Below are 22,073 nucleotides of genomic sequence, written 5' to 3'. Positions count from 1 at the left end.
CCAATCAAATCAGCGGCGGGACCTAAACTGAAACCTCATGAGCGATAGTGCGAGATCAGACGAAAAATTATCTCAACACTCTTGGTAGTTTGGCAACCGAATAAATCGCAATCCACGCCGCGGGAGGGAAACCATATGTTTTTAACGGCGTCTTGGCGCTAACAAAAAACCTCGGTGCTCAATTCGGTAACCCTTGTAAGCTAAATCGGCCGCAGCGTCAAACGCAGATCCCCCCAAGGGGATAAAAAAGTGTATCTGCTCATCAACTTTAGGCGATTTGCCGCCCGGCCGACAGGCCGCCGCTTATCCCTTAATCAGGGTTGGCGTAATAAAGATCACCAGCTCGCGTTTTTTCTGTTGTGCGCCGCTCTGCCGGAACAAGCCCCCCAGCAGCGGCGCATCCCCCAGTCCCGGCACCTTGTCCGCCGTCTTGCCGCGATGCCGTTGAAAAATGCCGCCGAGCACCAGGGTTTCGCCGTTTTTCACCGTGATCTGCGTCTTAATCTCCTGTTTATCGATGGTCAACGCCTCTCCGGCCCCTCGGCTGATGGCGCGCCCCGGCATATTTTGGCTGATCTGCAGCGTCAGCGTGATGCGCCCGTCCGGCAACACCTTCGGCGTCACCTCCATGCCCAGCACCGCCTCTTTAAACTCGATGGCGGTCGCACCGCTGGCGCCGCTGGACACTTCATAAGGGATCTCCGTCCCTTGCTTGATGCTGGCGGTTTGCAGATGCGCCGTCAGGAGACGCGGGCTGGCGATGATCTCCACCTGATTTTCCTGCTCCAGCGCCGTCAGCTCCAGGCTCAGCAAACGCCCGCTGATGCGCGCCAGATGGAAACCGGCGTTCACCGCGCTGCGCTCCAACGGCAGGTTAACGCCGATATTGCCCGGCCGCAGCGGCCGCGCCGGCCTGTCGTCGGGCGCCAATCCCCAACGCACGCCGAGCTCACGCAGGCTTTCGCTGTTGATGGTCACGATATGCGCCGCCAGTTGCACCTGTGCCAGCGGCGCATCCATTTCCGTTATCCGCTTTTTCAACTGCGCCACAATCGGCGCGGTGTCGCGCAGCAGCAGCGTATTGGTGCGTTTATCCGCCAACACGCTGCCACGCTCGCTCAGCAACGCGCCACGTTGGGCGTTGAGGCTTTCGGCAATTTCCGCCGCATCGCCGTTTTGCACGGTCATCGTCAGGCTGTGCAAGGGTTGCCGCTGCGCCAGCGCCTCTTGCAGCTGTCTTTTTTCCCGCGCATCCGGCTCCGGGGAGATCAGCATCACGTTACCCTCCCGCGTCATCGTCAGTTTGCCCATACGCAGGGTCAGCGCCAGCGCCTGGGGCCAGGGCACATCCTCCAACCGCAGCGTCAGGTTGCCGCTCACGCCCGGCGCGGCGATCAGGTTCATCTGCCGATAATCCGCCAAGGCCTGCAGGATGACCGTGACCGGCGCATCCTGAAACTCCAATGAGATTATCTGTTTATCCTGAGCATGCGCGGCGCCGAGCGCCAAACACCCTAGCGCCAAGCCCAGTCCAGCGCGTCCTTTCATGATTTGTCATCCTTGTCGTCGATCATCAGCGATATGTCGTCGCGGCTCGTCGGGCACTCCGGTTCGGCCGTCAGCGCCTTCAACGTCAGGCTGCGCGCCTGCACCTGCGTCACCTGCCAGCGCTCGGCAAGCACCCGTTGTTGCGGCCGCAGGCGCAACCATTGCCCCGCCGGCGTCACCACCCAGCCATAGCGCTGCGTCGGTTGCCCGATGACGCCTTTCAGTCGCCAGCCCGCCGGGGATGTCTCTGTCTGGGCGCAAGCAGGCATCGGGGGCGGCGCAAACGGGTCGCGCGGTTCGGCGCATAAGGCCCACGGCCATAGCAGCCACCACCAACGGCCGGATCTTCTACTCATCGGCCAGCTCCTCGGCGGCATCCTGTAAAACCAACCGCGCCGTCATGCCCTGCGGCGGCGTCTCCACGCTCAATTGTTCGAGACGCAAATCGGCGGGCAGCGCCTCCAGCAGCGCCAACAAACCGGGGTAGTCAATGCGCAAGCTCAGCGTTTGCCGCGGCGGTTTTTCCTGCCGCTGCCAGCGCAATAAGGCGCCCCCCGCACGTTGCAGCCCGTTCGTCAGATCGCCGGTGGCGGCCGGAGCGAGCGGCGTCGGCGGCATCAGGGCGACCGGCGCCTCGTCCAGTTGGCGCTGCGCCACGGCGATCTGTTGCAGCAGGCGCTGTTGCCGCTCTGTCGCACTTTCCCGCTGACGCCATTCGTCTTGCAGCATCCAGCCCCCACCCAACAACGCCAACGTGCCGATGCCCAGCCATTGCGCGGCCAGCAATCGCCGGCCCGACAGGCCCAGCAAGAAGCGCAGCCCAGATGGCAAACGGTTATCCATCACGCCCCCATTGCGCCACCAGATGAAAGGCGTACAGGCCGTCGTCGCGTTGCGCCACCTCCGCCAAACGCAGCCGCGGTAACGCGGGCATCCCCGCCAGCCGCCGTTCGAACTGCGAAATGGCGGCAGGAGAACGGCTCAATCCACGCAGCCGCAGGCCGTTCGCCGCATCGCTGTCCAACGCCGTGAGCCACAGCGGTGGGGGGAGGCAGGAGGAGAGTTGCTGCAGCAGTTGCAAATAACGCCGGTTATGTTGGGCATTGCGCGCCTGCCGTTCAGCGAGGGCGCTGTATCGCGCCCGTTGCGCCCGCTCTTGCTGCTGCTGACGGACGAGCAGCGTCACTGCCGCCAGCTCTTCTTCCAACAGCGCCAGCCGCTCCTGACGCTGCGCCTGTTGATGACGCAGTTGACCGGCGACGAGGCCCCCTGCCAGCAACAGCACCGTTATCTGCAACAGCAACACGCCCAGCCAGAAGCAGCCGCGCCGCCGATCGCGACGTTGCCGCCAGGGCAAAAAGTTGACCTGGTACATCAGCGGTCCTCCTCGCGCAGCGCCAGACCGCCGGCCAACGCGAACGCTGAGGGATGCACGGGCAACGGCGGACGCAGCTGCGTGAAGGCGCTGAGCGGCGACCAGGAAAGGCAGCCGACGGGCAAGGCTCCTGCCAGCACGCTGCCGGCATAGACCGGTCGATCATCGTCCGCCGGCGTCTGGGCTTGCAGCGCCCGCAGCGCCTGCGCGTCATCGTCGCCCGGCGTCAGCCCGAACGCGAACGCGCCGTCGGCCGGCGCCACCCACAGCCATTCTCGCTCGAGACGATGCATCAGCCCTGCGGTGTGCGGCACGCCCGCCGCCGTCGCCATCATCCGCAGCGCGCAGGGCGTAATATCGACCGCTTGCGGATGCAGGCCCGCCTGGCGCAGACAGTGCAGCCACTGCTGCAGCTCCTGCCGCCGCGCGGCGGTCAACAGCAGCGCCGCCCCCTCCGCCGGCGCGGCGCGATAGTCGAGCGCCAGCGTCTGGCCGTCGAGTGGGAACTGCTTCACGCCGTGGCCAACGATATAGTCGCTGCGTTCCGGCTCGCGCAGCCGCGCGTCCGGCTGCGCCATGCACTGTTGCAACACCCGCTGCGCCGGCAGGGCAATGCGTAAGGAAATATGTCGCGGCAGTTGGACGCGCCATTGCCGCAGCGCCCGGATCAGGGCTTCGGAAGGTGCCAGGCAGCCGTCGCGTAAAACCGCCTGCGGCAGCGTCTGTTGCCACCAGTGACGCAGTTGCCAGCCGTTGCGGCGGCGTTGGACCGCCAGCGCCCGCACGCAGTCGATTTGTATATCCAGCCCCACCTGCCATGCTTGAGGGAACATGTTTCACAAGCCTCCATAACATCCGATGATAAAAGAACATATCCATGTCGCAGGCTTGCCTTTATACTACCGCGCGGTTGTTTATAAACTGCCCAAATGACTTAGAAATGGGAAATCTCAGGTGAAGTTCGTAAAGTATTTACTAATCCTTGCAGTATGTTGCATCGTGCTGGGAGCAGCCTCGATTTTCGGCTTGTACAAATATGTCGAGCCGCAGCTGCCCGACGTCGCAACGCTGAAAGACGTGCGGCTGCAGATACCGATGCAGGTTTACAGCGCCGATGGCGAACTGATCGCCCAGTACGGCGAGAAGCGCCGCATTCCGCTGAAGTTGGATCAAATTCCGCCGGTGATGGTGCACGCATTTATCGCCACCGAAGACAGCCGCTTCTATGATCACCACGGTGTCGATCCGGTCGGCATCTTCCGCGCGGCCTCCATCGCGTTGGTCTCCGGCCACGCTTCCCAGGGGGCCAGCACCATTACCCAACAGCTGGCGCGTAACTTCTTCTTAAGCCCGGAACGCACCCTGATGCGTAAAATCAAGGAAGCCTTTCTGGCGGTACGCATCGAGCAGATGCTGACCAAAGATGAAATCCTTGAGCTGTATCTGAACAAGATCTACCTGGGTTATCGCGCTTACGGCGTGGGCGCCGCCGCGCAGGTCTATTTCGGCAAGGACGTCAGCCAGCTCACCCTGAGCGAGATGGCGACCATCGCCGGCCTGCCGAAAGCGCCGTCCACCTTCAACCCGCTCTATTCGCACGATCGCGCCGTTGCCCGTCGCAACGTAGTGCTGTCGCGCATGCTGGACGAACACTACATCACGCAGGCGCAGTACGATCAGGCGCGTTCTGAAGATCTGGTCGCCAACTACCATGCGCCGGAAATCAGCTTCTCCGCCCCGTATCTCTCCGAGATGGTGCGTCAGGAAATGATCAAGCGCTACGGTGAAAACGCCTATACCGACGGTTATAAGGTTTACACCACCGTGACCAAACGGCTGCAGCTGGCGGCGCAGGAATCGGTGCGCAATAACGTGTTGGCCTATGACATGCGCCACGGCTATCGCGGCCCGTCAAACGTGCTGTGGAAAGTCGGCGAAGCGGCCTGGGATCGCAAACAGATTGTCGACTCGCTGAAAAACCTGCCGAACTACGGCCCGCTGGCGCCGGCGGTCATCACCGCCGCCAACCCGCAGGAAGCGACGGCGATGCTGGCCGACGGCAGCAGCATTGCCCTGCCGATGGCCACCATGCGCTGGGCGCGGCCATACCGTTCAGACACTCAGCAAGGCCCAACGCCGAAACGCGTCACCGACGTGGTGCAGCCAGGCCAGCAGGTCTGGGTGCGTAAAGTGAACGAGGCCTGGTGGCTGTCGCAGGTGCCGGACGTCAACTCGGCGCTGGTTTCCATCAACCCGAACGACGGCGCGGTGAAAGCGCTGGTCGGCGGCTTCGATTTCAACCAGAGCAAGTTCAACCGCGTCACGCAGGCCCTGCGTCAGGTGGGCTCGAACATCAAACCGTTCCTGTATACCGCCGCGATGGATAAAGGCCTGACGCTGGCCACCATCCTGAACGACTTGCCGATCACCCGTTGGGATGCCGGCGCCGGCACCGACTGGCGGCCGAAGAACTCGCCGCCGACCTACGATGGCCCGATTCGTCTGCGTCAAGGGCTGGGGCAGTCGAAGAACGTGGTGATGGTGCGCGCGATGCGTGCGATGGGCGTCGACTACGCGGCGGAATATCTGCAGCGCTTCGGCTTCCCGGCACAGAACATCGTGCATACCGAATCGCTGGCGCTGGGCTCCGCTTCCTTCACCCCGATGCAACTGGTGCGCGGTTACGCGGTGCTGGCGAACGGCGGTTATCTGGTCGATCCGTACTTCATCACCAAAATTGAAGACGACAACGGCAATACGGTGTTCGAAGCCAAACCTAAAGTGGTTTGCAGCAGTTGCAACCTGCCGGTGATCTACGGTGATACTCACCGTTCGGCCGTGCTGTCCGATGACAACATCGAAAACGTCGCCACCTCGCAGGAAGGCAGCAACAGCACGGTGCCGATGCCGCAGCTGGAGCAGGTAACCCCGGCTCAGGTGCAGCAGGACGGCGACCAACAGTATGCGCCACACGTGATCAGCACGCCGCTGGCCTTCCTGATCCACGACGCGCTGAACAGCAACATCTTCGGTGAACCGGGTTGGATGGGCACCGCCTGGCGCGCCGGGCGCGATCTGAAACGTCATGATATCGGCGGTAAAACCGGTACCACCAACAGTTCCAAAGACGCCTGGTTCTCCGGCTATGGCCCGGATACCGTGACGTCGGTGTGGATCGGCTTCGACGATCACCGCCGCGATCTGGGCCGTTCGACAGTGTCCGGCGCCATCCCGGATCAGATTTCCGGCGGCGAAGGCGGTGCCAAAAGCGCCCAGCCGGCGTGGGACGACTTCATGAAGATCGCGCTGGAAGGCATTCCGGAGCAGAAAGTCACGCCGCCGCCGGGCATCATCAGCGTCACCATCGACAAGAGCAGCGGCAAGCTCTCTGGCGGTGGCGGCGGCAGCCGTTCCGAGTACTTTATCGAAGGAACGCAGCCGACGGACTACCCATCGCGCGATACCGGCACCACGCTGACCGATCCGGGTGGCGAAAGCCACGAGCTGTTCTGATCGAAAAGGGCCAGAGAAATCTGGCCCTTTTTTATGCGGCGTGAAGCGTCTCAGCGCGAAGCGCGCAGAAACGCCTCGGAGAGGAACAGCGCGCTGACGTTGCGCGCCTCACGGAAATCCGGTTCCGCCAGCAGCGCCATCATGTTGGCGATCGGCCAGCGCACCTGCGGCAGGGGTTCCGGTTCGTCCCCTTCCAGGCTCTGCGGGTAGAGATCGTGCGCCAGCACGATATTCATTTTGCTGGAAAAGTAGGATGGCGCCATCGTCAGCTTGCTGAGGAAATCAAAGCGTCTGGCACCGAATCCCACCTCTTCCATCAGCTCGCGGTTGGCCGCCTCCAGCACCCCCTCGCCGGGATCGATCAACCCTTTCGGGAAGCCGAGCTCATAGGATTCAGTGCCCACCGCATATTCGCGGATCAGCAGCAGGTCATCGCCAATCACCGGCACAATCATCACCGCTTCACGATCCGAAGGCCGCATGCGCTCATACACCCGCCGCACACCGTTGCTGAATTCCAAATCGACCGACTCGACGTTGAACAAACGCGAACGCGCGACCGTTTCCACTTTCAGAATTTTAGGTTTTTGCAGGTGTTTATCCATGATTGCCTCAAAGAGGTTGCCCAGGCGCGGACAGGGCAACCGAAAAAATGATTGGCGTAACGCACGGCTCGTTGGCGCTCAAACGCTGACCAAATTCGATCTTGATCACATTGTGCGTTAAGGGCAAGCTCGGCCGCAACGCGCATGAACAGTAATTTACTTTCTTTTAACAAGCGTCGCCAGCCGCGGGCGATTTTCTGCACTGATTCAGCAAACAGCGCGCATGAAAATAGGATAATGCCGATATCGACAGCAGGGGCCGGTTGCTAGTATCACGCAGGCAAGAATCAGTGATAAAATGACCTTGCTTCATGAAGGAATGAGATCCAAAGCGAAAATCTGTTTGTTCCCTCATTAGTTCTGGGTGCCTCCTGGCGGTTTACTCCGTATAATATTCAGCTTTTCATCAGGTTGGCGAAATTCACGGGTGTGAGATGGGGATTGCATGAGCACAATAGTGTTGATATTGGCCTTAGTGCTTGTCTGCCTGATTGCCGCCGGCCTGTACCTGTGGTTCAAGGCCCGCCACCCGACGGCGCTGGCACGCACGCTGCCGTTTATCAAACCCGCCCACCGCAAGCTGACCGACGAAGAACGCGCGGCGGTCGAGTTCTACCTCAATCAACAAAACAAGCTGAGCAACAAACTGTTGCCCGGCGGCGCTACGCTGCCCGCAGCCAAACTGGCGCTCACCCCGCAAAGCGATAACGTTTATCCCGTGACGCACGCCATCACCCGTTACGGGCTGGCCAGCGACGATCCCAATAAATGGCGCTATTACCTCGATGCCGAAGAGGTACATCTGCCGCCATTTTGGGAACCCTACATCACCGCCGACAACCATGTGGAAGTGATCAAAACCCAGACGCTGCCGCTGGTGATTTCGCTCAACGGGCACTCGCTGAAAGATCATATCCACGACCGGCCGCAGCCGCCGGTCGTGACCGCCGCGCCGACCAAAAACGCCTCCATCCGCAAGGAAGAGAGCGAGCATGTCGAGCTGGTGAACATTCGCAAGGAAACGCCGGAAGAGCATGCGCTGAACCGGCCGAACGGCATCCGTGAAGCCGTCATCATCTCCGCCGCGCTGCTGCTGCTGTTCTTCAGCCTGATCAGCCCGGTGCTGGTGATCCCCTGGATGATTTTCGTGGCGGTGCTGATGATCGCCTGGGGAGGGTGGAACCTGTTCCGCCGCCCGGCGTCGCGCGAGTTGAAAGAGATCCACTGCCTGCGCGGCACGCCAAAGCGCTGGGGCCTGTTCGGCGAATCCGGCCAGGGGCAGATCAGCAATATTTCGCTCGGCATTATCGATCTGATCTATCCGCCGCACTGGCAACCGTACCTGACGCAGGATCTGGGCAAAACCACCGATGTGGACGTCTATCTCAACCGTCAGGTGGTGCGGCAGGGGCGTTTCCTGTCGCTGCATGACGAAGTGAAGAATTTCCCGTTGCAGCAGTGGGGCCGCAATGCGGTGCTGGTCGCCAGCTCGGCGCTGGTTCTGCTGCTGCTGCTGATCTATATCCCGCTCAACCTGCCGTTGACCCTCAGCATGGCCTGGCTGCAAGGCGCGCAAAAAGTGGAAGTGACCAGCGTACAGGCGCTGGAGGCCACGCCGCTGCGCATCGGCGACACGCTGAAAGTGCGCGGCAGCGGCATGTGCTATGTCCCGCCGCCGGCCAACGGCGGCGGCGCCGTCAATTTTGCGCCGTTCGACTGCTCCGGCATCTATTGGAACACCGCCGCCCCGCTGCCGCAGCCGGAATCGGAAGTCATAGACAAAGCGACAGCCCTGCTGGCGACGGTCAGCGGTCAGCTGCATCCGAGCGGCGCCGATCAGAAGGTCAACCCGCAGCTGGCCAGCGCCATCGAGAAATCCGGCATGATCCTGCTGGACGATTTCTCCGATATCGTGCTGAAAACGCAGGATCTGTGCCAGACGGAAAACGACTGCGTACGGCTGAAAAACGCGCTGGTTAACCTGGGCAACGCGAAAAACTGGAGCAGCCTGGTGAAACGCGCCAAATCCGGCGCGCTGCAAGGCGTCAACGTCCTGCTTCGTCCGGTCAGCGCCGAATCGCTGGAAAGCCTGACCAAAGTGGCCACCTCGTCGTTCATCTTCAATGAGACGCGACTGGCCGCCGCTGCGCTTAACAGCCCGCCGCCAGGTGGTTTCCTGATCCGCAGCGACGAAGGCCGCCAGTGGGTCAGTCACCCCCAGCCGCAGACGCCGCAAAGCGAATACAACGCGCTCGACCAGTGGAATGAGCTGCAGCGCCAGTCCAACCTGCTGCTGCATACCCCATTCCAGGCGCAGGGCGTGATCACCAGCCTCAGCGTTGACGCCAACGGCACTCGCCACGTGGCGTTGCACAGCGAACCGGACATGATCACCCTGTGGCGCTATCTCGGCACCAGCCTGTTGTTGCTGGCCGTAGTGGTCAGCCTGGGTTATAACGCCTGGCGGCTGGTGCAGCGTCGGCGCATCAATCAGCACCGCGTCGCCGATATCCAGCGTTACTACGACAGCTGCTTCAACCCGCAGCTCAATCCGATGTCGATGCGGCCGATGGCCTGAACCTGACGCCGGGGCTTCGGCCCTGTCATCCGCTTATGCTACGCTAACGCTATTATTCTCATCTGCGGACTGCCCGTCGGTCCGCCCGTGGAGTTTTTATGGTTCCCGAGTTTGATTGGCCGCAGATCGATACCGTGCTGCTGGACATGGACGGCACATTGCTGGATCTGGAGTTCGACAGCCACTTTTGGCTCAGCCTGGTGCCGCAGGCGCTGAGCGAAAGGCGCGCCATTCCGTTCGACGAAGCCCGCCACATCATCGAGCGGGAATATCAGGCGGTGCAGCACACCATGAACTGGTATTGCTTCGATTACTGGAGCGAGCGGCTGGATCTGGACATTTACCGCATGACCAGCGAAGTGGGCAGCCGCGCCCGGCTGCGCGAAGACACCGAGCCTTTTTTACGGGCGCTGCGCGACGCCGGCCTGCAAACCATTTTGCTGACCAACGCCCATCCGCACAGCCTGGCGGTGAAAATCGAGCATACCGGCCTCGATCGGCACCTTGATTTATTGTTTTCCACCCACACATTTGGTTATCCGAAAGAAGATCAGCGTCTGTGGCAGGCAGTGCAACAGCACACCGGATTCAACCCGCAGCGCACGCTGTTTGTCGACGACGGCGAGCCGATCCTCGACGCGGCGCGCACTTTCGGCATTCGTTACTGCCTGGGCGTGCAAAACCCGGACTCCAGCACGGCGGAGAAAAGCTTCCAGCGCCATCCGTCGATGCGCGACTACCGCCTGCTGATACCGGCGCTGGCCAAGGGGGAAGCATGAAGGAAAAAGCGACGCGCGACGACGCGGTCCGACTGGATAAGTGGCTGTGGGCCGCACGCTTCTACAAGACCCGCGCGCTGGCGCGCGAAATGATCGACGGCGGCAAGGTGCATTACAACGGCCAGCGCGGCAAGCCGAGCAAGATTGTCGAGCTCAACGCCGAGCTCAAACTGCGGCAGGGCAACGAAGAACGTACGGTGATTGTGCTGGCGCTGACCAGCCAACGCCGCGGTGCCAACGAGGCGCAGCAAATGTATCAGGAAACCGAAGCCAGCATCGCCAACCGCGAAAAAATGGCGCTGGCGCGCAAGATGAACGCGTTGACCATGCCGCATCCGGACCGACGTCCGGACAAAAAGGAGCGGCGCGACCTGATGAAATTTAAATTTGGTGAGCAGGAATAACCCCTCACCGCAATGAGAGAAGATTATGTCCAACCATGACCAATTGCACCGTTACCTGTTTGAAAACTACGCGGTGCGCGGCGAGCTGGTTACCGTCAGCGAAACCTATCAGCAGATCCTGAACAACCACGACTACCCGGCACCGGTGCAAAAACTGCTGGGCGAGCTGCTGGTCGCCACCAGTCTGCTGACCGCAACCCTGAAGTTCGACGGCGACATCACCGTTCAGCTGCAAGGCGACGGCCCGCTGAAGCTGGCGGTGATCAACGGCAACAACCGCCAGGAGATGCGCGGCGTTGCGCGCACCCAGGCGCCTATCGCTGACGACAGCACCCTGCATCAGATGATCGGCAACGGCGTCATGGTCATCACCATTTCCCCAACGGAAGGCGAACGCTATCAGGGCGTGGTCGGTCTGGAAGGGGAAACGCTGGCCGAATGCCTGGAAGCTTACTTCCGCCAGTCTGAACAGTTGCCGACCCGCCTGTTCATCCGCACCGGCGAAGCGGAAGGCAATGCCGCGGCGGCCGGCATGCTGCTGCAGGTGCTGCCGGCGCAAGACGGCAACCTCGATGATTTCGATCACCTGGTGCAACTGACCAACACGGTCAAAAGCGAAGAGCTGTTCGGCCTGCCGGCCAACGAGGTGCTGTACCGTCTGTATCATCAGGAAGAAGTCACCCTGTATGAACCGCAGGACGTGCAATTCCGTTGTACCTGTTCACGCCAGCGTTGCGCCGACGCGCTGCTGACGCTGCCGACCGACGAAGTGGCGGACATGCTGGAGCAGGACGGCAATATCGACATGCACTGCGACTACTGCGGCAGCCACTATGTCTTTGACCCGGTTGATGTTGCCGCGTTGTATGCGGGCAACGCCGGCGAAAGCGACCGGTTGCACTAAGTCACACCCTCTCGGCGGGCGCGCCCGGCGCCCGCCAAGCCCCGCCGTTTGCACGTTTGCTTTTTTCCGTGTGCTATCTCTCAGATCGTAACGAAATACCGCCTAAAACGTTAAATATTTGATACCCATCGCGGTTACGCACCGTTAGATCCCTACAATTGCCGCCAGAAATTCTGTGACCAAGGAGTAGTAACATGCGCGTTAAAGGTATAACCCCTCAGGATCTGGCCGCTTACGGCATTCACGACGTCAGCGAAATCGTTCACAACCCGAGCTATGAACTGCTGTTTAAGGAAGAAACAGACCCATCTCTGGAAGGTTTTGAGCGTGGGGTAGTCACCAAGCTGGGTGCCGTCTCCGTCGATACCGGCATCTTCACCGGCCGTTCGCCGAAAGACAAATACATCGTCCGTGACGACATCACCCGCGATACCGTGTGGTGGGCCGATCAGGGCAAAGGCAAAAACGACAACAAACCTCTCAGCCCGGAAGTCTGGGCCGATCTGAAACACCTGGTCACCGAGCAACTGTCCGGCAAGCGCCTGTTCGTGGTGGATACCTTCTGCGGCGCCAACGCCGACTCGCGCCTGAAAGTGCGTTTCATCACCGAGGTGGCCTGGCAGGCGCACTTCGTGAAAAACATGTTCATCCGCCCGAGCGACGAAGAGCTGGCAGACTTCGAGCCGGACTTCGTGGTGATGAACGGCGCCAAATGCACCAACCCGAACTGGCAGCAGCAAGGCCTGAACTCGGAGAACTTCGTCGCCTTCAACCTGACCGAGCGCATGCAGCTGATCGGCGGCACCTGGTATGGCGGCGAAATGAAGAAAGGCATGTTCTCGATGATGAACTACCTGCTGCCGCTGAAAGGCATCGCCTCGATGCACTGCTCGGCCAACGTGGGCGAGAAAGGCGACGTGGCGGTGTTCTTCGGCCTGTCCGGCACCGGCAAGACCACCCTCTCCACCGATCCTAAGCGTCAGCTGATCGGCGATGACGAGCACGGCTGGGACGACGACGGCGTGTTCAACTTCGAAGGCGGTTGCTACGCCAAGACCATCAAGCTGTCTGAAGAAGCCGAGCCGGACATCTACCACGCCATCAAACGCGATGCGCTGCTGGAAAACGTCACCGTGTTGGCCGACGGCAGCATCGACTTCAACGACGGTTCGAAAACCGAGAATACCCGCGTTTCTTACCCGATCTACCATATCCAGAACATCGTCAAGCCGGTGTCCAAGGCGGGTCACGCCACCAAGGTGATCTTCCTGACCGCCGACGCCTTCGGCGTGCTGCCGCCGGTATCGCGCCTGACCGCCAACCAGACTCAGTACCACTTCCTGTCCGGCTTCACCGCCAAGCTGGCCGGCACCGAGCGCGGCGTGACCGAGCCGACGCCAACCTTCTCCGCCTGCTTCGGCGCCGCATTCCTGTCGCTGCACCCGACGCAGTACGCCGAAGTGCTGGTGAAACGCATGCAGGCCGCCGGCGCCCAGGCTTACCTGGTCAACACCGGCTGGAACGGCACCGGCAAACGCATCTCGATCAAAGATACGCGCGGCATCATCGACGCCATCCTGAGCGGTGAAATCGACAAGGCGGAAACCGTTACCCTGCCTATCTTCGATCTGGCGATGCCGACCGCGCTGCCTGGCGTGAATCCGGAGATCCTCGATCCACGCAACACCTACGCCAGCCTCGAGCAGTGGCAGGAAAAAGCGCAGGATCTGGCCGAGCGCTTCATCACCAACTTCGACAAATACACCGACACGCCTGCGGGCGCCGCGCTGGTCAGCGCCGGCCCGAAGCTGTAATTCGGTAGCGTTACCTCTTCAGCTAAGGCGCGGATCCCGCGCCTTTTTTTATTTCAATTGATTGCTTTTTAACCGGCGAGACGAGAGAATAAGTCAATGCAATCATTGATAGCAAAGGAGGTTTCAATGGCTACTATCACCGTCAGAAATCTGGACGACGAAATCAAAGAGCTGCTGCGTATCTCAGCGGCGAAAAACGGCCATTCCATGGAAGAGGAAGCGCGCATGATCCTGAAACAGGCGCTGGTGAAAAAGCCGCCGCGCTATGGATTGGGTACCTGGATGCATCAGCACTTCGCCGAATTCGGCGGCGTTGAGCTGGAGATCCCACCGCGTGACGCCGTGCCGCCACGCATCGTCACCTTTGATGATGAAGATGACAACGCATGATCATTATCGACACCGACGTCATTTCAGAAACGCTGCGTCCCAGCCCGTACTACAACGTCATTAACTGGTTAAATGAAAAGGACAATGACGAGCTCTATCTCAGCGCCATTGTCCTCGCCGAACTGTTCAGCGGCGTGGCCTGCATGCCTGACGGCAAACGCCAGCGGGATCTCAAGCTGAAATTGGCGGACGCCATTGAATTGAAGTTCGAGGGGCAGATATTGCCGTTTGATGGGCTGTGCGCGATGCAATACGCGGAATTGACGGCAAGGAATCGGCTGTTGGGTAAAGCGATGAGCGTGCCCGATACCCAAATCGCCGCCACCTGCCTGCATTACGGCGCCGCGCTGGCCACCCGCAATACCAAAGACTTCCTCCACTGCGGCATCGAATTAATCGATCCGTGGCAGGCGCCGACCGGCCGCCGGTTGCATGAGGATGCGGCGGAATACTACGTGATGAGCAGAAAATCCTGACGGGGCCGCAGCGGCGCGGCCCACATCAGAAGTCAGGCGGTTTCCCTGGCCGTTTGATGGCCGTTGGTCGACTCTTTTTTCTCCATCGGCAACGGAATATAAGCGCGGATCAATAGCCCGCCGCGCTCGCTGGTGCCGATATCCAGTTCGCCGTCATGCGCGTCGATAATACGCTGCACGATCGCCAGCCCCAGGCCGGTGCCGCTGGTGCTTCGCGCGCTGTCACCGCGTACGAACGGCTGCAGCAGGTGCTTCAACTCGTCCGGCTTGATGCCCGGGCCGTCATCTTCCACCTGGAACCAGCCGCGCTGCAGCTCACGGCCGCTGCTGACCTTGATCCAGCCGTTGCCGTAACGCGCCGCGTTCACCACCATATTCACCGCCGCCCGTTTAATCGACAGCGGATGCACGTTCATCATCAGCTCGCCCGGCGACAGCGCGGTTTCAATCACCCGCTCATAGCCGCTCTCGGCCGCGACCACTTCGCCTAAAATGGCGTTCAGATCGCTGCTTTCGGTCGGCATTTCCTGCCCGGTGCGCAGATAATCGATGAACTGCTCGATGATGGCGTTGCACTCTTCGATGTCTTTATTGATCGACTCGGCCAGATAGCCGTCTTCGGCGCTCATCATCTCCGTCGCCAGGCGGATGCGCGTCAACGGCGTGCGCAGGTCGTGGCTGACTCCGGCCATCAGCAAAGTGCGGTCATCCGCCAGCTGTTTGACGCCCGACGCCATCTGATTGAATGCGCGAGTCACCGACCGCACTTCGGAAGCGCCATACTCGCGCAGCGGCGGCGGAATAATGCCCTTGCCCACCTGCAGCGCCGCATGTTCCAGCTCCACCAGCGGGCGGTTTTGAATACGAATAAACAGCCAGGCGCCGCCGATCGCGAGCAGCATAATCGCCAGCGTATAGCGGAACAGCGGCGAGAAATCGCCCTGGTGGATTTCCGTCAGCGGCACGCGCACCCAGATATCGGGCTGCAGCCAGGTTTTCAGCCACACCACCGGGGAGTTCTTGTTCACCTCCACCCGCACATCGGTCGGCCCGCCGAGCTGCTGCGCCATCTGCTGGCTGAGGAACTGGTAGTGCTGCGCCCAGCGCAGGCCGCTCTCCTCCGCCGCCGAGTTGGTGTAGAGAGAGATGCCCAGCTCGCGGTAGATCTCACGGCGGAACGCCGGCGGCACCTCCAGCAGCGTGCCATCCTCCAGCTGCAGCCGATCGGTCATCAGCATACGCACTTCGTAGGCCAATACCTTGTTGAACTGCTGCAGGCTGGGCAGGATGGCGAAGTTCAGCACCACCAGATAGGTCGTCACCAGGCTGACGAACAGCAAGGTGACGATCAACAACAGGGTTCGGGCAAACGAGCTACGCGGTGAAAAGCGCAATCGCCTCATGCCTTACTGCCGTCCGGGACGAAGACGTAGCCGAGACCCCACACGGTCTGGATATAACGCGGATGCGCCGGATCTTCTTCAACCATACGGCGCAGACGAGAGATCTGCACGTCGATGGAGCGTTCCATGGCGCTGTATTCGCGGCCACGCGCCAGGTTCATCAGCTTATCGCGCGACAGCGGTTCACGCGGGTGGCTGACCAGCGCCTTCAGTACCGCGAACTCGCCGCTGGTCAACGGCATCGGCTCGTCTTCGCGGAACATCTCGCGGGTGCCGAGGTTCAGTTTGAATTTGCCGAAAGCGATCACCGCTTCTTCCTGCGAAGGCGCGCCCGGCAGTTCGTTCGCCTGACGGCGCAGCACCGCGCGGATACGAGCCAACAGCTCACGCGGGTTGAACGGTTTAGGAATGTAGTCATCGGCGCCGATTTCCAGGCCCACGATGCGATCGACCTCTTCGCCTTTCGCGGTGACCATAATGATCGGCATCGGGTTGCTCTGGCTGCGCAGGCGGCGGCAGATGGACAGGCCGTCTTCGCCCGGCAACATCAGATCGAGCACCATCAAATGGAAGGATTCACGAGTCAGCAAGCGATCCATTTGCTCAGCGTTGGCAACGCTGCGAACCTGGAAGCCCTGCTCGGTTAAATAACGTTCTAAAAGCGCGCGCAGGCGCATGTCATCATCGACAACCAGGATCTTATGATTCTCTTGCATGGTATTACTCCCAAAGGCTTTATTGCCTGACTCGAATATTGTTAGAAAACCTTGCCATTTGAGACAGCGTTTAATGGTATGTATTCTAGACGAAATTGTTACAAAGCTTATTCTTTTCCCCATTTATCAACAATTTTCAGTGAATGTCGACGGGGGTTCGTCAAAATTTCGCCCTTTATCGGCGCAATGTGGGGCGACGGCCCAATTTTGTGCAATTTCGCCACCGGGAAGCGCCCGGTGGCGTTCAGCTCTCGGGTCAGGAAGTTTGCAGGAAACGCGCCAGCTGCCTGCGCAGCTGCCGGTTCTCTTGCTGTAGCGCATCAACCCGGTCGAGCAGCGTCAGCGCCATGGCGATCCCCGGCCAGTCCAGATCCAGCTCCGCCCGCAGCCTGCGTGCGCGCTGCAGATGGCTCAGCGCCGGATAATCAAACTCCCAGCGCGGCTGCGCCGGCTCCAGCGGCACGATAACGCCCAGGCCGACGATCTCGACCAGCTCGTCCTCTGAAATCTCCACCCTCTGACACAATTCCACCACGGTGAAAGTGATCTCTTTTTTCATCATCTGCTTTACTCCCATTCCGCGCGCGGGTTGAATGCCGCCTGTTCAGCCAGTTCCCGCCACAGGGCGCTGGCCTTCTCGTTCGGCTTCGGCGGCATCACCACCTTGAGAATAACGTACAGGTCACCGGGCTCTTTCTTGCCCGCCAGCCCTTTGCCTTTGACCCGCAGCCGTTTGCCGCTCTGGCTGCCGGCCGGCACGGTCAGCGCGATTTTGCCGGTCAGCGTCGGCACCTCAATGCTGGCGCCGAGCGCCGCTTCCCACGGAGCGAGCGGCGCCACGATGCTCAGGTTGTGGCCGTCTATCTCAAACAACGGGTGCGGCGCGAGGCGGATAACCAGATACAGGTCGCCGTTCTGGCCGCCGCCCACGCCGGCAACGCCCTGCCCCTTGAGGCGAATGCGCTCGCCGTCGCCCACGCCGGCCGGAATTTTCACGTTCAGCGTCTTGCTGGCTTCGCTTACCTGCCGCCCCAGTTCGTCGTACACCGGCAGCTTGTAGGAAATCTCGCGGCTTTGACCATGCAGCGTTTCCTCGAGGAACAGCGGCACCTCCATCTCCAGATCCTGGCCGCGGAAGCCATGCCCGCCGTGCGAATGCGAAGCGGAACGGTGCCCGCCCGCCGCCCGCCCGCCGAACATGCTCTCGAAGAAGTCGGAGAAGTCTTGCGCGTCGGCGCCGCCGCCGTGCCATGAGGCGCTCTGCTGATAGCCGCCGTGATCGCCGCGCGCCTGGCGGCCAAAGTTCGGATCGTTGCGATGCAGCCGGATCTGATCGTACTCGGCGCGGCGCTCGTCGTCCTTCAGTACCTCATAGGCTTCGGCCAGTTCCTTGAACTTGCTCTCGGCGTCGTCTTCGGTGCTCACGTCAGGGTGATATTTACGCGCCAGCCGGCGGTAGGCCGTTTTGATGGTTTTCAGATCGGCGTTGGGCTCAACGCCCATCGTGGCGTAGTAATCTTTAAATTCCATGCGGTAATACCTTCAATGTGTTGGGTTGTGCGCCAAAATTCCTTGTCTCTCTCGCCAGATATCCTCCTTTCGTCACATTCTTTTTCCGCTATCGCTAAGCATACTCCCGATTGTTAAAAGCTGCGCAAACTGAATAAAAACCGTGCGACAAGGCGCAGGCCCGCGCGCCATTTTTAAAGCCCTCCGCATTCACGTACACTGTGGCGGTGGCCCCATAAAGATAAATCACGATGAGAACTCAACTGATAACCCGTGAAGGGTATGACAAGCTCAAACAAGAGCTGGATTACCTCTGGCGCGAAGAACGCCCCGAGGTGACCAAGAAAGTGACCTGGGCCGCCAGCCTGGGCGACAGAAGCGAAAACGCCGATTACCAATACAACAAGAAGCGGCTGCGCGAGATCGATCGCCGCGTCCGCTATCTGACCAAATGCCTGGAGCAGTTGAAGATCGTCGATTACTCCCCTCAGCAGGAAGGCAAAGTGTTCTTCGGGGCCTGGGTGGAGGTGGAGAATGACGACGGCGAGATCAAACGTTTTCGCATCGTCGGCTACGACGAGATTTTCGGCCGCAAGGATTACATCTCCATCGATGCGCCGATGGCGCGCGCCCTGCTGAAAAAAGAGGTCGGGGACGTCGCCACCGTCAATACCCCGCTGGGCGAGGCGCAGTGGTACGTTAACGAGATAAACTACCCGAAGTAAGCTTTCAGCTTTTTCCGAACCGCCGCCAACGCCGCCGCCTGCGCTGTTCTCCACGCCGCGGCCGCGCGGCGGCGGCCCGCTCCGCTGGCATTTTCCGCGATCAATCCGTATAACTGTCCCCTGTTTATTCACCGTTCTCAATACAGATACCAGACCTATGAATGACCCACTGAGCCGCATTATTGCAACAGAACTGCAGGCCCGGCCGGAGCAAGTCGACTCCGCCATCCGTCTGCTGGATGAAGGTAATACCGTGCCCTTTATTGCACGCTATCGTAAGGAAGTCACCGGGGGCCTGGACGACACCCAACTGCGCCAGCTGGAAACCCGCCTGGGTTATCTGCGTGAACTGGAAGATCGTCGCCAGACCATCCTGAAGTCGATCGATGAACAGGGCAAACTGACCGAACAACTGGCGGGGGCGATCAACGCCACGCTGAGCAAGACCGAGCTCGAAGACCTCTACCTGCCGTACAAACCGAAGCGCCGCACCCGCGGTCAGATCGCCATCGAAGCCGGTCTGGAACCGCTGGCGGACGCGCTGTGGCAGGATCCGCAACAGCAGCCGGAACAGCTGGCTGAACGCTACGTCGACGCCGACAAGGGCGTGGCGGACGTGAAAGCCGCCCTCGACGGCGCGCGCTATATCCTGATGGAGCGCTTCGCCGAAGACGCCACGCTGCTGGCCAAGGTGCGCGACTACCTGTGGAAAAACGCCCATCTGGTGTCCAAGGTGGTCGAGGGCAAGGAAGAAGAAGGCGCCAAGTTCCGCGACTACTTCGATCACCACGAACCGATTTCTCAGGTGCCTTCGCACCGCGCGCTGGCGATGTTCCGCGGCCGCAACGAAGGCGTGCTGCAGCTGGCGCTGAACGCCGATCCGCAATTTGAGGAAGCGCCGCGCGAAAGCCAGGCGGAGCTGATCATCATCAATCACCTCAACCTGCGCCTGAACAACGCCCCGGCCGACGCCTGGCGCAAGGCGGTGGTCAACTGGACCTGGCGCATCAAGGTGCTGCTGCACCTGGAAACCGAGCTGATGGGCACGGTGCGCGAGCGCGCGGAAGACGAAGCGATCAACGTGTTCGCCCGCAACATGCATGATCTGCTGATGGCCGCGCCGGCCGGCATGCGCGCCACCATGGGCCTCGATCCGGGCCTGCGCACCGGGGTGAAAGTCGCCGTGGTCGACGCAACCGGCAAACTGGTCGCCACCGACACCGTCTACCCGCACACCGGGCAAGCGGCGAAGGCCGCCGCCATCGTCGCGGCGCTGTGCATCAAACACAATGTAGAGCTGGTCGCCATCGGCAACGGCACCGCTTCGCGTGAAACCGAGCGGTTCTATCTCGACCTGCAAAAGCAGTTCAGCGACGTCCGGGCGCAGAAAGTGATCGTCAGCGAAGCGGGCGCATCAGTGTACTCCGCGTCCGAACTGGCGGCGCTGGAATTCCCGGATCTCGACGTGTCGCTGCGCGGCGCGGTGTCCATCGCCCGTCGTCTGCAGGATCCGCTGGCGGAGCTGGTGAAGATCGACCCGAAATCCATCGGCGTCGGCCAGTATCAGCACGACGTCAGCCAGAGCCAGCTGGCGAAAAAGCTGGACTCGGTGGTGGAAGACTGCGTGAACGCCGTCGGCGTCGATCTGAACACCGCGTCGGTACCATTGCTGACCCGCGTGGCCGGCCTGACGCGCATGATGGCGCAGAACATCGTCAACTGGCGCGACGAGAACGGCCGCTTCAGCAACCGCGAACAGCTGCTGAAGGTCAGCCGCCTGGGGCCGAAAGCCTTCGAACAGTGCGCCGGCTTCCTGCGCATCAACCACGGCGACAACCCGCTGGACGCCTCCACCGTTCACCCGGAAGCCTACCCGGTGGTGCAGCGCATTCTGGCCGCCACCGAGCAGGCGCTGCAGGATCTGATGGGCAATGCTTCGGCGGTGCGCAGCCTGAAAGCGGTCGATTTCACCGACGACAAGTTCGGCGTGCCGACGGTCACCGACATCCTGAAAGAGCTGGAGAAGCCGGGCCGCGACCCGCGTCCTGAGTTCAAAACCGCCACCTTTGCCGAAGGCGTAGAAACCCTCAACGATCTGCAGCCGGGCATGATCCTGGAAGGGTCGGTGACCAACGTCACCAACTTCGGCGCCTTCGTGGATATCGGCGTGCATCAGGACGGCCTGGTGCATATCTCCTCGCTGGCGGACAAGTTCGTCGAAGATCCGCACACAGTGGTGAAGGCCGGCGACATCGTCAAAGTGAAGGTGATGGAAGTCGATCTGCAACGCAAACGCATCGCGCTGAGCATGCGTCTGGATGAGCAACCGGGCGAAGGCTCGCCGCGCCGCGGCGGCAACGCGCCGGCACAGGCGCGCGACAACGCCAACCGTTCGGCGCCCGCCAACAAGGCCAAACCGCGCAATGCGGCGCCGGCCGGCAACAGCGCCATGGGCGACGCGCTGGCGGCGGCTTTCGGCAAGAAACGCTAAGTCAGACCAACAGGGCGGAGCCTGCTCCGCCCTTTCCAATGAAGAAAACTTGCGGCATTTTTGACCCGCCTCAATAAACCATCATCTTTTTATTTCCCGTTCTTGTGTGACCGTCCTCCCATTATTCAGGCAGCAAAAATCCCTTCTGCAGCCGTTTATTAACAACTCCGTTAACACGCATTTTTCATCTCGCGAATTGTGAGAGAAACACAAATGGTTACCGCTCGCATTACGGCGGAATAATGTTATTGAATTGCCTTTCACCAGAAATAAAAAAGGAAAAAACGCCATCGCCATTTGCAAACGAGAAACCCTGGCTACAAATACATAACTGATTTAACTCGCCATTCTCATTTGTCGCCGCGTATAAGCGGTGGTAAAACGGGGATTATCAAGGGGGCCAGCCAAAAAGCGGCCGCCGCCAAAATAATTGGTTACAATACCCTTACTTTTTGCATTGAATGCGATAATGATAATTACTATTATTTTCGCTCACTTTATTGCATGACCTTATGGATGAATACCGCCGACGGCGTGGCATTTTCGCCGGCAACGTCCAATTATCATCAGCCCGATGCTCATCGGCACCCGGAAGGTTAATGACATGCAGCTTCAACCTAAACGCACATATAAGATTGTCGGCTTTTCCAGCGAGATTGCGCCGGCCTACCGCCAAAAATTGTTATCGCTCGGCATGCTGCCCGGCTCTTCGTTCGACGTGGTGCGCGTCGCGCCGCTGGGCGATCCGATAGAAATTAAAACCCGCCGCGTCAGCCTGGTGCTGCGCAGGAAGGATTTGGCGCTGCTGCAGCTCGACGGCCAGCCCTGAGCCGGCGCGCCCTC

The 22,073-nt window shown here is 60.6% G+C and carries 21 protein-coding genes; 11 read left to right on the top strand and 10 right to left on the bottom strand.

Annotated features, from left to right (window positions below):
* Window positions 1-303: 303 nt before the first annotated feature.
* From hofQ to pilM, 5 genes are read right to left on the bottom strand one after another with little or no spacing between them, the layout of a single operon-like run.
* The gene (gene hofQ / locus ACJ8J1_RS23435) at window positions 304-1,548 is read right to left on the bottom strand and encodes a DNA uptake porin HofQ (RefSeq protein WP_080273431.1); all 1,245 of its coding nucleotides are present in this window, start codon (window positions 1,546-1,548) and stop codon (window positions 304-306) included.
* Window positions 1,545-1,904 (bottom strand): HofP DNA utilization family protein, encoded by a 360-nt coding sequence (locus tag ACJ8J1_RS23430; protein ID WP_033645276.1) that lies wholly within the window; start codon window positions 1,902-1,904, stop codon window positions 1,545-1,547. Before ACJ8J1_RS23430 ends, hofQ begins: the two co-directional genes overlap by 4 nt.
* Complete coding sequence (locus ACJ8J1_RS23425; protein ID WP_033645277.1) at window positions 1,897-2,391, bottom strand: hypothetical protein; 495 nt, start codon at window positions 2,389-2,391, stop codon at window positions 1,897-1,899. The genes ACJ8J1_RS23430 and ACJ8J1_RS23425 overlap by 8 nt, the downstream gene beginning before the upstream one ends.
* A complete protein-coding gene (locus ACJ8J1_RS23420; protein WP_033645278.1) occupies window positions 2,384-2,923 on the bottom strand; it encodes a PilN domain-containing protein in 540 nt (179 codons plus the stop codon). The genes ACJ8J1_RS23425 and ACJ8J1_RS23420 overlap by 8 nt, the downstream gene beginning before the upstream one ends.
* Entirely contained in the window at window positions 2,923-3,756 is an 834-nt protein-coding gene (gene pilM / locus ACJ8J1_RS23415) for a type IV pilus biogenesis protein PilM (RefSeq protein WP_033645279.1), read from the bottom strand. The genes ACJ8J1_RS23420 and pilM overlap by 1 nt, the downstream gene beginning before the upstream one ends.
* A gap of 121 nt (window positions 3,757-3,877) precedes the next feature.
* On the opposite strand from pilM, the gene mrcA reads away from it, so the two are divergent.
* Window positions 3,878-6,436 carry a peptidoglycan glycosyltransferase/peptidoglycan DD-transpeptidase MrcA gene (gene mrcA / locus ACJ8J1_RS23410; RefSeq protein WP_033645280.1) on the top strand — a complete coding sequence of 853 codons (2,559 nt, stop codon included), beginning with the start codon at window positions 3,878-3,880 and terminating at the stop codon, window positions 6,434-6,436.
* A gap of 50 nt (window positions 6,437-6,486) precedes the next feature.
* Here mrcA and nudE read toward each other — a convergent pair whose 3' ends face one another.
* Window positions 6,487-7,041, bottom strand: coding sequence for an ADP compounds hydrolase NudE (gene nudE, locus ACJ8J1_RS23405; RefSeq protein WP_033645281.1), 555 nt, complete (start codon window positions 7,039-7,041; stop codon window positions 6,487-6,489).
* Window positions 7,042-7,486: 445 nt separating this feature from the next.
* Between nudE and ACJ8J1_RS23400 the strand changes: the two genes are divergently transcribed.
* The 7 genes from ACJ8J1_RS23400 to ACJ8J1_RS23370 all read left to right on the top strand — a co-directional run bounded on the left by ACJ8J1_RS23400 (window position 7,487) and on the right by ACJ8J1_RS23370 (window position 14,386).
* The gene (locus ACJ8J1_RS23400; protein WP_033645282.1) at window positions 7,487-9,619 is read left to right on the top strand and encodes an intracellular growth attenuator family protein; all 2,133 of its coding nucleotides are present in this window, start codon (window positions 7,487-7,489) and stop codon (window positions 9,617-9,619) included.
* A gap of 98 nt (window positions 9,620-9,717) precedes the next feature.
* The gene (gene yrfG, locus ACJ8J1_RS23395; protein ID WP_025304546.1) at window positions 9,718-10,398 is read left to right on the top strand and encodes a GMP/IMP nucleotidase; all 681 of its coding nucleotides are present in this window, start codon (window positions 9,718-9,720) and stop codon (window positions 10,396-10,398) included.
* Window positions 10,395-10,802: a ribosome-associated heat shock protein Hsp15 gene (gene hslR / locus ACJ8J1_RS23390; protein WP_033645283.1), complete on the top strand. Its 408-nt coding sequence runs from the start codon at window positions 10,395-10,397 to the stop codon at window positions 10,800-10,802. Before yrfG ends, hslR begins: the two co-directional genes overlap by 4 nt.
* 25 nt (window positions 10,803-10,827) lie before the next feature.
* Window positions 10,828-11,706, top strand: a complete 879-nt coding sequence (hslO, locus tag ACJ8J1_RS23385) for an Hsp33 family molecular chaperone HslO (RefSeq protein WP_033645284.1) — start codon at window positions 10,828-10,830, stop codon at window positions 11,704-11,706.
* A 194-nt stretch (window positions 11,707-11,900) separates the two neighbouring features.
* Complete coding sequence (gene pckA / locus ACJ8J1_RS23380) at window positions 11,901-13,520, top strand: phosphoenolpyruvate carboxykinase (ATP) (RefSeq protein ID WP_015379308.1); 1,620 nt, start codon at window positions 11,901-11,903, stop codon at window positions 13,518-13,520.
* Window positions 13,521-13,646: 126 nt separating this feature from the next.
* Window positions 13,647-13,910: a FitA-like ribbon-helix-helix domain-containing protein gene (locus ACJ8J1_RS23375; RefSeq protein WP_004930730.1), complete on the top strand. Its 264-nt coding sequence runs from the start codon at window positions 13,647-13,649 to the stop codon at window positions 13,908-13,910.
* Window positions 13,907-14,386 carry a type II toxin-antitoxin system VapC family toxin gene (locus ACJ8J1_RS23370; protein ID WP_033645285.1) on the top strand — a complete coding sequence of 160 codons (480 nt, stop codon included), beginning with the start codon at window positions 13,907-13,909 and terminating at the stop codon, window positions 14,384-14,386. Before ACJ8J1_RS23375 ends, ACJ8J1_RS23370 begins: the two co-directional genes overlap by 4 nt.
* Before the next feature lie 32 nt (window positions 14,387-14,418).
* Here ACJ8J1_RS23370 and envZ read toward each other — a convergent pair whose 3' ends face one another.
* The 4 genes from envZ to cbpA form a co-directional block, all read right to left on the bottom strand.
* Window positions 14,419-15,789, bottom strand: coding sequence for a two-component system sensor histidine kinase EnvZ (gene envZ, locus ACJ8J1_RS23365; RefSeq protein ID WP_033645286.1), 1,371 nt, complete (start codon window positions 15,787-15,789; stop codon window positions 14,419-14,421).
* Complete coding sequence (gene ompR, locus ACJ8J1_RS23360; protein WP_004709363.1) at window positions 15,786-16,505, bottom strand: osmolarity response regulator transcription factor OmpR; 720 nt, start codon at window positions 16,503-16,505, stop codon at window positions 15,786-15,788. The genes envZ and ompR overlap by 4 nt, the downstream gene beginning before the upstream one ends.
* Window positions 16,506-16,761: 256 nt before the next feature.
* Window positions 16,762-17,067, bottom strand: a complete 306-nt coding sequence (locus ACJ8J1_RS23355; RefSeq protein ID WP_004930739.1) for a chaperone modulator CbpM — start codon at window positions 17,065-17,067, stop codon at window positions 16,762-16,764.
* Between the two features lie 5 nt (window positions 17,068-17,072).
* Complete coding sequence (gene cbpA / locus ACJ8J1_RS23350) at window positions 17,073-18,035, bottom strand: curved DNA-binding protein (RefSeq protein WP_033645288.1); 963 nt, start codon at window positions 18,033-18,035, stop codon at window positions 17,073-17,075.
* Window positions 18,036-18,265: 230 nt separating this feature from the next.
* Between cbpA and greB the strand changes: the two genes are divergently transcribed.
* From greB to feoA, 3 genes are all read left to right on the top strand, one after another.
* Window positions 18,266-18,739 carry a transcription elongation factor GreB gene (greB, locus tag ACJ8J1_RS23345; protein ID WP_033645289.1) on the top strand — a complete coding sequence of 158 codons (474 nt, stop codon included), beginning with the start codon at window positions 18,266-18,268 and terminating at the stop codon, window positions 18,737-18,739.
* A 157-nt stretch (window positions 18,740-18,896) separates the two neighbouring features.
* Window positions 18,897-21,230 carry a Tex family protein gene (locus ACJ8J1_RS23340; RefSeq protein ID WP_033645290.1) on the top strand — a complete coding sequence of 778 codons (2,334 nt, stop codon included), beginning with the start codon at window positions 18,897-18,899 and terminating at the stop codon, window positions 21,228-21,230.
* Window positions 21,231-21,834: 604 nt separating this feature from the next.
* On the top strand, window positions 21,835-22,059 hold the full coding sequence (feoA, locus tag ACJ8J1_RS23335; protein WP_033645291.1) for a ferrous iron transporter A: 225 nt from the start codon (window positions 21,835-21,837) through the stop codon (window positions 22,057-22,059).
* The last annotated feature ends 14 nt before the right edge of the window (window positions 22,060-22,073 follow it).

The organism is Serratia sp. CY37869, assembly GCF_052168895.1.
Taxonomy (GTDB): Bacteria; Pseudomonadota; Gammaproteobacteria; order Enterobacterales; family Enterobacteriaceae; genus Serratia; species Serratia ureilytica.
The sequence above is the reverse complement of the archived record's forward strand: the minus strand, read 5'-3'. Positions and strand labels throughout refer to the sequence as shown.